This is a genomic window from Vibrio sp. 05-20-BW147 (assembly GCF_013369385.1).
GTDB lineage: Bacteria > Pseudomonadota > Gammaproteobacteria > Enterobacterales > Vibrionaceae > Vibrio > Vibrio floridensis.
This window is the reverse complement of sequence record NZ_SZTO01000012.1, coordinates 1-11788: the sequence shown is the minus strand read 5'-3', so window position 1 is coordinate 11788 and position 11788 is coordinate 1. Positions and strand designations below refer to the sequence as shown.

Here is an 11788-nt window from a genome sequence, read left to right as displayed (position 1 = left end):
TCAGAGGGACCATGATTCGGTTGAGTGGTTCGTGTCGAACCCTTTGAACTCGTGAGGCGCATACTACCCAGTGCGGCGAGGATGTTCCGTGAGTCAGATCCCACAACATCCTAATATTTAAACACTTTAGACAAATTGATAGCGTTTTTGATGTTTGATCACAGTTCAAACAGCAGATGATCCGGAGAAATTGAGCAAGATGACGCACAAGCCCGAGCCAACCCCGTTACAAACCATGACCTTTCCATTGCATGGCGCAAGGTTAATTGAAGCGTCGGCGGGGACAGGTAAAACTTTCACCATTGCTGGATTGTATTTACGCTTACTGCTTGGGCATGGCAGTGAAGAGACGCGTCATCAAGTCCCACTGACTGTGGATCAAATCTTGGTCGTGACCTTTACCGAAGCCGCAACAGGTGAGTTGCGTGATCGCATTCGTGCGCGTATTCACGATGCGCGTTTGGCATTTGCTCGAGGAGAAAGCCAAGATCCCGTCATTGAGCCGCTGCTGCGTGACTTTCCCGATCACAAGCAGGCCGCCGCCATTTTGCTGCAAGCCGAAAGGCAAATGGACGAAGCGGCGGTGTTCACCATTCACGGTTTTTGCCAACGGATGCTCACGCAAAATGCGTTTGAATCCGGCAGCCGTTTTAACAACGAATTTGTCACCGATGAGAGCCAGCTAAAAGCACAAGTGGTGGCCGATTATTGGCGACGCAATTTCTATCCCTTGCCCACCGCATTGGCAGGTGAGGTGCGCCAGATTTGGGGCTCACCCGCAGCGTTGTTGAGCGACATTGGCCGCTATCTCACTGGTGCGCCATTGGCGCTGAGCGTCAACGCGATGAGTGGCGATCTCGCGGCGTTGCATCAAGACAACCTGCAAAAAATTACGCAACTAAAAAGTGCTTGGCGAGCGGCGCAGCCTGAATTGCAAACGCTCATAGAACAATCTGATATCAACAAACGCAGTTACACCAAAAAATCCCTACCGGATTGGTTGGAAACGGTTAACCAGTGGGCAGAGAGCGAAACCTTTGATTACCACTACCCAGATAAGCTGGCCAAATTTGCACAAAGCGAGCTGCTGGCCAAAACAGCCAAAGGCACTGCGCCAACGCATCCGCTATTTGAGCAAATTGACGCGTTTTTGGCCAATCCGGCCAGCTTGAAAGCCCCTTTGTTGGCACACGCGATTGAGCAATGTCGCGTATGGCTGGCGAAAGCCAAAGAGCAGAAACAGCGTTTGTCGTTTGACGATTTGTTAACGCGTTTGTCCGCGGCGATCGATCAAGATGAAGCGCAGTTATTGGCAAGTCGAATTCGTACGCTTTATCCCGTTGCCATGATTGACGAGTTCCAAGATACCGACCCTTTGCAATACAGCATCTTTAGCCGTATTTATTTGGATCACCCACAAACTGGGCTGTTTATGATCGGCGACCCGAAGCAGGCAATTTACGGCTTCCGTGGGGCGGATATCTTCACTTACATCAAAGCGCGTAACCAAGTGAGTGCCCACTACACCTTGGGAACAAACTGGCGCTCCAGTGCTGAGATGGTTTCAGCGGTGAACCAGATATTTCAGCAGCCTGATAGCCCGTTCATCTATGATCAAGACATCCCTTTCTTGCCTGTCAACGCTAGCCCCAAAGCGGATCAGCGCATTTGGAACATGGCAGGCCAAAAGCAGCCAGCCCTGACCTACTGGTTACAAGAGTGCGAAGAAAAACCCGTGGCGAAAGGGGAATATCAGCAAGCGATGGCCGAGGCGACCGCCAGTCAGATTCAGCAGATTCTGACGCTCTCACAGCAAGGTCAGGCGTCATTCCAGCAAGGTGAGCAACAGCACGCTATTCAAGCGGGTGACATTGCGGTGTTGGTACGAACCGGCAGCGAAGGGCGATTGATTAAGCAAACTCTCGCTAAGCAAGGCATCGCCAGTGTCTATCTCTCGAACCGCGACAGCGTTTTTCTCAGCCCCGTCGCGCAAGATGTTCAGCGCATATTGCAAGCGGTGCTCACCAGTGAAGACGACCGTGCATTGCGGGCGGCGTTGGCTTGTGAGCTGTTTGCCCTTGATGCCGCCAGTCTGGATAAATTGAATAACGATGAAAATGCGTGGGAAAAAGCGCTCAGTGAGTTTAAAGAATACCGCAAGCTGTGGCTTTCTCGTGGTGTGATGCCGATGCTCCGAGCAGTGATGGCCAAACGCCATATTGCGGAGCGACTGCTGACTCAGCAAGAAGGTGAGCGCACACTCACTGACCTGATGCATTTGGCGGAACTGCTGCAGCAAGCAAGCAATGAGATCGACAGCGACCACGGTTTGTTGCGTTGGTTTGCTCAAGCCATCAGCGATGCGCACAATGGTATTGGCGGCAGCGATGAGCAGATCCAACGCCTCGAATCGGAACGGAACTTGGTGCAGATCGTCACCATCCACAAATCAAAAGGGCTTGAGTACGATTTGGTTTTTCTCCCGTTTGTCTTTGCTCATCGCGAAGCCAGCGAAGCGAAGTTTTACGATGCGCAAACCGATCGCACCGTGTTAGATATCACCGCCAGTGATGCTGCGTTGCAACAAGCGGACAAAGAACGATTGGCGGAAGACTTACGCCTTATTTATGTGGCGCTCACTCGCGCCGTTTATGGCTGTTTCATTGGCGCGGCGCCACTGCGCAACGGTCGCTCCACGAAAGAGCCAACGGGCGTGCATCGCAGTGCTATGGGGTATTTGGTGCAAAATGGTCAAGAAGGGGGAATTGCCACGCTGCAACAAGCGTTGGCAGGACAGCAAACGCAGTCAGACAGCATTGTCGTTACCTCACCACCAACCTTGCCAGATGAGCAATATCAACCTATCACAACGCCCGCGTTGGCGCTCTCTGCGCAAGAGCTGGCCACGCCTATCGATCGTTTATGGCGCATTACCAGTTACTCCGGCTTGGTCAAGCAAGGGATCCATCAAAGCGACTACGATGCCAGTTTAGAGGTGGTGGGGTTTGATATCGACTCTTCCGCCGAAGATCCGCAAGCGCCAGTTCAAGAAGTGGAGAAATCGATTTTTACCTTCCCCCGTGGTGCCAGCGCCGGTACGTTTTTGCACTCGCTGTTTGAAGAGGTGGAGTTTACTCAAGCGGCGGACTCTGAACAGAATCGTCAAGTGATCAGCGATCTGATGGAAAAAAACTTGATCGACCTTGAATGGTTGCCCGTTTTACAGCAGCTGGTGGATACCGTGTTGTCGACGCCACTTGATGGTAAACATCTGTACCTTAACCAGAAAACGCCTTCACAGCGTCTGGTGGAAATGGAGTTCTTATTGCCGATAGAAGTGCTCAGCGCCGCCAGTTTAAACCAAGTCATTCAGCGCCATGACCCCCTCTCGGCTCGTGCGGGGGATCTGGGTTTCCAAACGGTGCAAGGCATGCTCAAAGGCTTTATTGATTTGGTGTTTGAACACCAAGGCAAATATTACGTATTGGACTGGAAATCCAACCATCTAGGGGATGCTGTACATTTCTATCACGGTGAGGCATTGCAAGGGGCGATGGTGGATCATCGCTACGATTTGCAATACCAAATCTATGCGTTGGCGCTACACCGTTTTCTGCGCAGCCGTTTGGCCAGCTATGATTATCAGCATCATTTTGGTGGCGTCTATTATCTGTTTCTTCGTGGTATGGATGGCGAAAGTGAACACGGTATTTTTTCTGCCAAGCCTTCGTTGGATTTATTAACGGAAATGGACCGTTTGATTGACGGTCTTGAGCCTCAACCTAGATCGACCCAAGGTGGTCAGATGGAGTTACTATGATGTTGAATGGGTCACTCCAAGCGACGCTGTTGATGCTTGAACAGCAAGCCCAACAAGGCTACCTGCGCTTATTGGATTATCAATTTGCGCGCTTTATTGGCGAGCAGAGTCAGCACAGCGGATTAGCGCTGTTGGCCGCTGCGGTCAGTGCTGAGTTAGGCAAAGGGCATATTTGCTTGCCTCTGTTTGATGAACTTGGCCAAGTCTGTGAATTGGCCAGCAAAATTGGCCTGTTTGGTGAGGCGGCCACAGAGCTGAACGCCCAGTTTCAGCTGATCGACTGGCGAGCGTTGCTGCAAACCAGTGGCTTGGTCGGCACGCAAGGGGAAGCGGTGCCCTTGATGTTCGATGGTGAACGAGTTTATCTGCATCGCTATTGGCACTATGAAGTCGTTTTGGCGCAAACACTTAATCAATTAAGCCACGGTGTTGAGCTTAATGCCAGCTCGGCGGCATCGTTGTCAGCGCTGCTGGATCGATTGTTCGCGCGCGATTACCGCTTTTTGTTCGACACGCTGATTGCCGCGCAAGTGAGCGGCAGTACCCAAGTGCAGCGACAGCAATGGGTGTGTGATTTTCTCGACGTGGTTGAAGAGCACCGTTTGGATTGGACGGCGATTGAACAAGTGCTTAGCCAAGTAAGCAAAGTCTCAGATCTCAACGCGCTGGATCATCTTGTGCCTCATGCGGCCTGCATTAATTGGCAAAAGGTAGCTGCCGCAGTGGCGTTGACGCGTCGTTTTGCCGTGATCTCTGGGGGGCCGGGAACAGGCAAAACCACCACCGTCACGAAATTGTTGGCGGCGCTGATTGAGCAAGCTGGAGCGCAAACGCCCACCATTCGTTTGGTGGCGCCAACGGGTAAAGCGGCGGCGCGTTTGACCGAATCCATCGGCAAAGCGGTGCAATCTTTGGCTGTAGAGCCGAGTTTAAAGGCGTTGATTCCCACTGAAGCCTCAACGTTACATCGCTTGTTAGGCGCGATCCCCGGCAGTGCCGAGTTTCGTCATCACAGTCAAAACCCGCTGCATTTGGATGTGCTGGTCGTGGACGAAGCTTCAATGGTCGATCTTTCGATGATGTATAAAGTGATTGACGCGCTGCCTAAACATGCTCGTTTGATTTTACTCGGTGATAAAGATCAGTTGGCCTCCGTTGAAGCGGGGGCGGTGCTGGGGGATATCTGCGCATTTTCTGCTTCCGGATACAGCGCAGAGCAAGCGGCAACGCTCGCGAAGTTAACGGGTTATCAAGCGCTGCCAAAGAGTGCCAGCCGTTTAGCACCAGTTGCAGATAGCTTGTGTATGTTGCAAAAGAGCTATCGTTTTGACGCTCGCTCAGGGATTGGCCAATTGGCAAAAGCGATCAATGCAGGTTCAGTGGCGGCGTTAGAGAGTGTATGGCAGCGAGAGTTTAGCGATATCGCGCATCATCCATTGGATGCCAGCCATTACAACCATATGTTGCAAACACTAGTGAGTGAGTACTCACATTATCTTGCTCGCATTGCCTTAACTCAGCAGCATCTTGAACCCAAAGAGAGAGAAAGCAGTGCTGATCGAGCCAAAGCGGGACTGAATTTGTTTCATCGTTGCCGGTTACTTTGTGCCGTACGTGAAGGGAATTTTGGTGTGGCCGGGCTTAACCTTCGCATTGAAAGAGCCTTAGCTGCGCGGAATTTGATTAAAGTGAAGGACGAGATTTGGTATCACGGCAGGCCTGTGATGGTGACGCGTAATGACTACGCGCTTGGGCTTTACAACGGCGACATTGGCATCTGCATGTGGGATGACACTGATGAAGACCCGCGTCTAAAAGTCTATTTTGAGTTGGCTGACGGCAGCGTTAAAGCGGTATTACCAAGCCGAGTACCAGAACATGAAACAGCCTATGCGATGACAATACATAAATCGCAAGGCAGCGAATTTGATTTTACCTTAATGATTTTGCCTGCCGATTTCAGCCCAATACTGACGCGAGAGCTGATCTACACGGGCATTACTCGAGCGAAAAAGCGTTTAGCGCTGTATGTCGATCTCCAAGTTCTGAAACGGGGTATCAAGATAAAAACCCAGCGAGCGAGCGGCCTGCCTAAGCGTCTTGGGCTGATTGGGTAGACAAGATAATGGAAAGAAAAAAGGCTAGAAGTAGGTCACTTCCAGCCTTTCACATTCTAACTAGCGTTGAAATGCTTGCGTAAAAGTAATGCTGCGAATGTGGTATTGCTCTTTGTAGTTCAAAATGAACTCTCGAAGTGCTTCTGTTACTGGGAAGACGCAATGAACATCTAGCCCCTCAAGAAACTGGTTATCAGCCATGTCCCAAAAGCTTTGCAGCGAATTACAAATAATCGTTCTCATAGTAATGCTCTTTGATTGCTTAATCCCAGCTTACTGGGTAAGTAATGAATCGAGCAGTCCGTGCGGTGTCTCGTCACCAAGTTCCTTGGCTCGGGTTAACCCCGATTTGCGCAGGATTATAGACGAGTCGCTTGATGAAAAAAAGCGCAAATTATGGTCAATTTAAATGTAATGCATTGCATATGGTGTTCACCTCGCTAATCAGCATGAAGTTCTAGGCAATAACCTATATAGGTAACGCTAAAATTTTTGAGCGACGTTGATAGTTGTACAAATTCTTCTTCGCCATTGGCAGCGAATCAACGCCAATCTCATAGAAACCTTGTTCACGGAACCAGTGCACACTGTGCGTGGTGAGAACAAAAATCTGATCAATGCCAATGGATTTCGAGCGGTGCTTCATGTAGTTAAGCAAGAGCAGCCCTCGGTTTCCGTCGCGGTAATCTTGATGGATCGCCACACAAGCCATTTCTGCCATTCGTTCGTCTATGTAGGGGTAGAGTGCCGCGCAGCCGATGATCAGACCATCCTTTTCGATAATAGTGAAACGCTCAACTTCTTGCTCTAACTGCTCGCGTGAGCGACGCACCAAAATACCTTGTTCCTCGAGAGGGCGGATCAACTCAAGAATGCCACCAATATCATCAATGCACGCTTGACGAACTTGTTCTGCACTGGCCATGACCACTTGCGTGCCGATACCGTCAAACGAAAACAGCTCTTGGATCAACGCACCATCGATCTTGTAACTGATGAGATGGCTACGGGGAACGCCTGCGCGGCAAGCGGAAACAGCGCCTTTGAGAAAGCGCAATGTACCGGAGTGGAAGTCACTTTCTGGATCCACGTCAATCGAGAGCTTTTGAATGAACTTCTCTGCGTCGCTAGGAAACAGCTCGGCAACGGCGTTGCCATTGTCGTCAATGACCCCTTGCTCCGAACAAAAACCAATCAACTTGTCGGCTTTGAGTTTGATCGCCACTTGAGTCGCGACTTCTTCAGAAAGCAAGTTAAAGCATTCACCAGTCACCGAGCTGGCAATCGGCCCCAGCAGCACGATGGAGCCTTGATCCAAAGTACGATTAATGGCCTCGGTATCAATGCGACGAATACGGCCACTGTGGCAGTAATCGACACCTTCATCTATACCTAATGGTTGAGCGATGACAAAATTTCCACTGACCACATTGAGGTGCGTTCCTGCCATCGGTGTATTATTCAAGCTCATGGAGAGGCTGGCGGTGATCGCCAGTTGTAGCTGTCCGGCAGCTTGCATAACTATTGAAAGTGAGTTTTCGTCAGTGACACGAATATGTTTATGGTAAGGTGTTTGACTCGACTGCTTATCAAGCAGTTGATTGATTTGTGGTCTGGCACCATACACCAAAACTATTTTCACCCCTAAACTGTGCATAAGAGCAATATCATTAATGATATTGCTGAAGTTTTTGTCAGCGATTGCTTCTCCGCCAAGGAGAATAACCATGGTTTTGCCACGGTGCGCGTTCACGTATGGGGTGGATTGTCTAAAACCTTTAACTAATGCAGTGCTGCGAATCTTCACAATTGACTTCCTTGTGATTATTTATGCTGAAATTTTGTCTTTTTATTCTTTTGTTGGCAAGCGGTTTTTCATCAATTAAGAAGAATCTGTATCGAAGCTATTTCCATCACTGTTGATCTCAGTGAGTTGTTTGCTTTGACCAGCGGTGTAACATAGGCGGCTTGTAAACATGAACGAGAAAAAAATGCCTTCTTCTGCCAGTAAAAAGTCAGTGACCAGCAACCCGGCGATCATCGAGGAACTGCGTCGTAAAAAGCGCAAATTACTAGAGCGGGTTCTCATGAGTATCGCCCTTGTTGGAACGGTGATTGTCTTATTGATGTATGGCGATTTAATTACGCGCTTAGTGAATCCGCCAATGCCCAAGAGCATGATTTATGGCAAATGGGTTGAACAGGATGTGGCGCCTTATGCCCGAGAAGTCTTGTTGTTGAACGAGAATGGGGTCACTGTTAATGGCTCCTTGGTGACCACGACATTCGATTTTGATGGCAAGTACTTTGAGTATCGCTCAGGAGGGGAAACACGTCGCTTCCGTTTTGTTGGTCAGCACTACATTGAAATGAAGCTTGACGATGATGCTCACTACCAGCCCGTTTTCCAATTGGAAGGCAAACAGAGCCTTTCGCTTCGATAAGCGCAGAAAAGCTGCGTGACCAGGCTCCCAAACCGATGGTTTTGCATACAAATTAGGTCATTTTTTTGTAAGGGACTGCAATCGCATCCCTTTTTCATTTGCACTTAAAATTCGACTTTGTCATGCTGCTGCAAACTCTAATTCATGGACAACCATTCCTAATGAAAGCGTATTTCCCGCTGTTAGCCTCTGTTCTTTTGTTCGGCTGTGCTCAGCCAACCGATCGTGCACAGCAGTATCTCGACAATGAGTTCAGTGATGTGCTCAATCGAGTCGATGTTGTGAGATCGGACAAACCTCGCGACTTCACCGAATTTCAACGTCAATCTGAAGCGGTGATCAGCAATTCACCTAGTCTGGCCAACTTGTATCAACCGCTTTATGAGCGTTTAAATGAGTGGGTACTGCAAAGTGGTGACCCGAGCGAACTCGGTGCTTATGGCATCGAAACGGCCCAGTTAGGCGGGGGAGATAAGCAAGGTAACGTGCTGTTTACTGGCTATTTTTCACCAGTAATGGAGCTGCGCCATCAAGCCGATGAACGTTTTAAATACCCAGTTTACGCGAAACCCGATTGCAGTGAAGATTGCCCGACGCGAGCTCAGATCTACGATGGGGCACTCGATGGCTTAGGGCTCGAACTGGGCTATGCAGAGAATATGATTGACCCGTTTATCATGGAAGTGCAGGGCAGCGGCTTTGTTCATTTTGAAGATGACGATACATTGGAATACTTCGCCTACGCGGGAAAAAATAACAAAGCCTATGTGAGTATTGGCCGCGTGTTGATTGAACGCGATCAAGTCGCAAGAGAGAAGATGTCGTTGAAAGCGATCAAAGATTGGGTGCTTGCAAACGATGAAGCTACCGTTCAAGAACTGCTCGAGCAAAATCCCTCTTTTGTGTTCTTTGAACCTCGCGCTGCCGCGCCGGTAACGGGGAGTGCAGGTATCCCGCTATTACCTATGGCTTCTGTGGCGGGCGATCGCACAATTTTCCCAATGGGGACGCCGATCTTGGCGGAAGTGCCATTGCTGAATGCGGACGGTACTTGGAGTGGTGCGCATCAACTGCGTTTGTTAATCGTGCTCGATACCGGTGGCGCGGTAAAACAGAATCATCTCGACCTCTACCACGGAATGGGTCCACGAGCGGGCACCGAAGCGGGCCATTACAAACACTTTGGCCGTGTGTGGAAATTGGGCTTGGAAAACTCTCCAACGCAAGCGCCTTGGGCTTTGCCACCAGAAAAGCTACAATAGCGTTTCTCTATCTGGACATTTTGTTGAAGAGTGCGTATAAATCGCACTCTTTGTTTTTCTGGCGACTTTGGAATCATCACTATGCGCGAACTTGATACTCCTGCTTCTGATAGCTACAACCAACGTTTTGGTGGTACGCGCCGTCTATACGGCAACAGCGAAGTCGAGATTCTTCGTGCAGCCCATGTCTGTGTGATTGGCATTGGTGGTGTTGGCTCTTGGGCGGTAGAAGCCCTTGCCCGCACAGGTATCGGCGAACTGACGCTCATCGATATGGATGACGTGTGTGTGACCAATATTAACCGTCAAATTCATGCGATGACGGGAACGGTCGGCCAAAGCAAGATTGAAGTGATGGCAGAGCGCGTCAAACTCATTAACCCAGAGTGTAAAGTGAATCTGATTGACGATTTCATCACACCTGACAATCAACACGAATACCTCAGCAAAGAGTTTGATTATGTACTAGATGCCATTGACAGCGTCAAAGCAAAAGCTTCTTTACTGGCTTACTGTCGCAGTAACAAAATCAAAGTGATCACCGTCGGTGGTGCTGGGGGGCAAGTGGACCCGACACAAATCCAAGTGGCGGATTTGACTAAAACCATCCAAGATCCACTGGCGAAGAAGATCAAGGATACCTTGCGTCGCCATCATAACTTTCCAAAAAATCCTGCACGAAAGTTTGGTATTGACTGTGTCTTTTCCACTGAGCAGCTAAAATACCCACAAGCGGATGGTTCCGTTTGTAACGTAAAATCAACGGCGGAAGGTCCAAAGCGCATGGATTGTGCCAGCGGTTTTGGTGCCGCGACAGTAGTGACCGCGACCTTTGGTTTTGTCGCGGTGGCGCGTATCGTTGAAAAGCTGATCCAAAAGCATAAAAACTAACAGCCTCTAATACCAAGCGGTTTTCTGACGCCGCTTTATCTCATCATCACTTTTAATCCCTATTGTGTAGGAGCCTAGCCATGTCGAATTTGCCAGCCTCGCCATTTGGTAACGAGATTACCAGTGCGGATATCGTCGCAACCATGCAGCAATTCAAAGGTTGGGAAGACCGCTATCGCCAGGTGATTCAATGGGGTAAAAAATTGCCAGTGATGCCTGATGCGTTGAAATCTGAGCAGGTTATGGTTGCAGGCTGCGAAAGCCAAGTTTGGTTAGTGGCAGAACAAGACGGCGGAATGTGGACGTTTTGTGCCGACTCAGACGCGAGAATCGTTCGTGGTTTAATTGCTTTAGTCTTAGCTGCCTACAACGGTAAAACGGCAGAGCAGGTCCAAGCCTTTGATATTGAAGCTTACTTTGAGCAGTTAGGCTTAATTGCCCACTTGAGTCCATCACGCGGCAATGGCCTTAAAGCGATTGTTGAGCAGATTAAAAATATCGCGAGCTAGTTTTAGTTGTTGAAGGCGTAGCGAGCATCTATGTCGGTTTTCGCACGCCTGCCCTGTTCTGACATTTCTTATTTTCCCCTCTTTTTCTATCTCTATTCTTTCTCATCACTTTCGCCTTTCTGATGGCTTTCATTTGGCCTGTCATTCTTGCCTCTGCGGGCAGCGACCGAATTCATCTCGCTTTTGCTTCTCGTCCTCGCGAACGCGGGGACACATTTTAAAGCGAGAGGATGTTTTGAGTCGATTAAACCGACGAAAAGCGTGCGCTCAGCGCTTGCTGAGGAATGGATTCCCGCCTGCGCGGGAATGACGGATATAGAAAGTAACGAGATTTCTTATCGCCCTTGGCTTTTGCTTGTCATCTTCGCGAACGCGGGGACCCATTTTAAAGCGAGAGGATGTTTTGAGTTGATTAAACCGACGAAAAGCGTGTGCTCAGCGCTTGCTGAGAAATGGATTCCCGCCTGCGCGGGAATGACGGATATAGAAAGTAACGAGATTTCTTATCGCCCTCGCTTTTACTTGTCATCCTCGCGAACGCGGGGAGCCATTTAAAGCGAGAGGATGTTTGTGAGGTGATTTAACTGACGAAAAGCGTGCGCTCAGCGCTTGCTGAGAAATGGATTCCCGCCTGCGCGGGAATGACGGACATAGAAAGTAACGAGATTTCTTATCGCCCTTGGCTTTTGCTTGTCATCTTCGCGAACGCGGGGACCCATTTAAAGCGAGAGGATGTTTTGAGTCG

Annotated in this window: 8 protein-coding genes; 6 read left to right on the top strand and 2 right to left on the bottom strand. The window is 49.5% G+C overall.

The window, feature by feature from the left end; all coding sequences use genetic code 11:
- Positions 1-199 precede the first annotated feature (199 nt).
- The gene (gene recB, locus FC652_RS12570) at positions 200-3820 is read left to right on the top strand and encodes an exodeoxyribonuclease V subunit beta (protein WP_176298849.1); all 3621 of its coding nucleotides are present in this window, start codon (positions 200-202) and stop codon (positions 3818-3820) included.
- Complete coding sequence (gene recD / locus FC652_RS12565; protein ID WP_176298848.1) at positions 3817-5937, top strand: exodeoxyribonuclease V subunit alpha; 2121 nt, start codon at positions 3817-3819, stop codon at positions 5935-5937. Before recB ends, recD begins: the two co-directional genes overlap by 4 nt.
- Positions 5938-5997: 60 nt before the next feature.
- On the opposite strand, the gene FC652_RS12560 is transcribed toward recD, so the two are convergent.
- On the bottom strand, positions 5998-6180 hold the full coding sequence (locus FC652_RS12560; protein ID WP_011079706.1) for a hypothetical protein: 183 nt from the start codon (positions 6178-6180) through the stop codon (positions 5998-6000).
- A 226-nt stretch (positions 6181-6406) separates the two neighbouring features.
- A complete protein-coding gene (gene argA, locus FC652_RS12555) occupies positions 6407-7744 on the bottom strand; it encodes an amino-acid N-acetyltransferase (protein WP_176298847.1) in 1338 nt (445 codons plus the stop codon).
- 169 nt (positions 7745-7913) lie between these two features.
- Here argA and FC652_RS12550 point away from each other — a divergent pair, with 169 nt between their 5' ends.
- The 4 genes from FC652_RS12550 (at position 7914) to csdE (ending at position 11043) form a co-directional block, all read left to right on the top strand.
- The gene (locus FC652_RS12550; protein ID WP_176298846.1) at positions 7914-8381 is read left to right on the top strand and encodes a DUF2850 domain-containing protein; all 468 of its coding nucleotides are present in this window, start codon (positions 7914-7916) and stop codon (positions 8379-8381) included.
- A 161-nt stretch (positions 8382-8542) separates the two neighbouring features.
- Entirely contained in the window at positions 8543-9643 is a 1101-nt protein-coding gene (mltA, locus tag FC652_RS12545; RefSeq protein ID WP_176298915.1) for a murein transglycosylase A, read from the top strand.
- An 81-nt stretch (positions 9644-9724) separates the two neighbouring features.
- The gene (tcdA, locus tag FC652_RS12540) at positions 9725-10534 is read left to right on the top strand and encodes a tRNA cyclic N6-threonylcarbamoyladenosine(37) synthase TcdA (RefSeq protein WP_043877295.1); all 810 of its coding nucleotides are present in this window, start codon (positions 9725-9727) and stop codon (positions 10532-10534) included.
- Between the two features lie 80 nt (positions 10535-10614).
- Entirely contained in the window at positions 10615-11043 is a 429-nt protein-coding gene (gene csdE, locus FC652_RS12535) for a cysteine desulfurase sulfur acceptor subunit CsdE (RefSeq protein ID WP_176298845.1), read from the top strand.
- Positions 11044-11788 lie beyond the last annotated feature (745 nt).

Bases quoted from the DNA above. Each gene is read 5' to 3' on its own strand.
- recB (WP_176298849.1), top strand. From the start codon at position 200: ATGACGCACAAGCCCGAGCCAACCCCGTTACAAACCATGACCTTTCCA.
- mltA (WP_176298915.1), top strand. From the start codon at position 8,543: ATGAAAGCGTATTTCCCGCTGTTAGCCTCTGTTCTTTTGTTCGGCTGT.
- tcdA (WP_043877295.1), top strand. From the start codon at position 9,725: ATGCGCGAACTTGATACTCCTGCTTCTGATAGCTACAACCAACGTTTT.
- recD (WP_176298848.1), top strand. From the start codon at position 3,817: ATGATGTTGAATGGGTCACTCCAAGCGACGCTGTTGATGCTTGAACAG.
- FC652_RS12560 (WP_011079706.1), bottom strand. From the start codon at position 6,180: ATGAGAACGATTATTTGTAATTCGCTGCAAAGCTTTTGGGACATGGCT.
- FC652_RS12550 (WP_176298846.1), top strand. From the start codon at position 7,914: ATGAACGAGAAAAAAATGCCTTCTTCTGCCAGTAAAAAGTCAGTGACC.
- csdE (WP_176298845.1), top strand. From the start codon at position 10,615: ATGTCGAATTTGCCAGCCTCGCCATTTGGTAACGAGATTACCAGTGCG.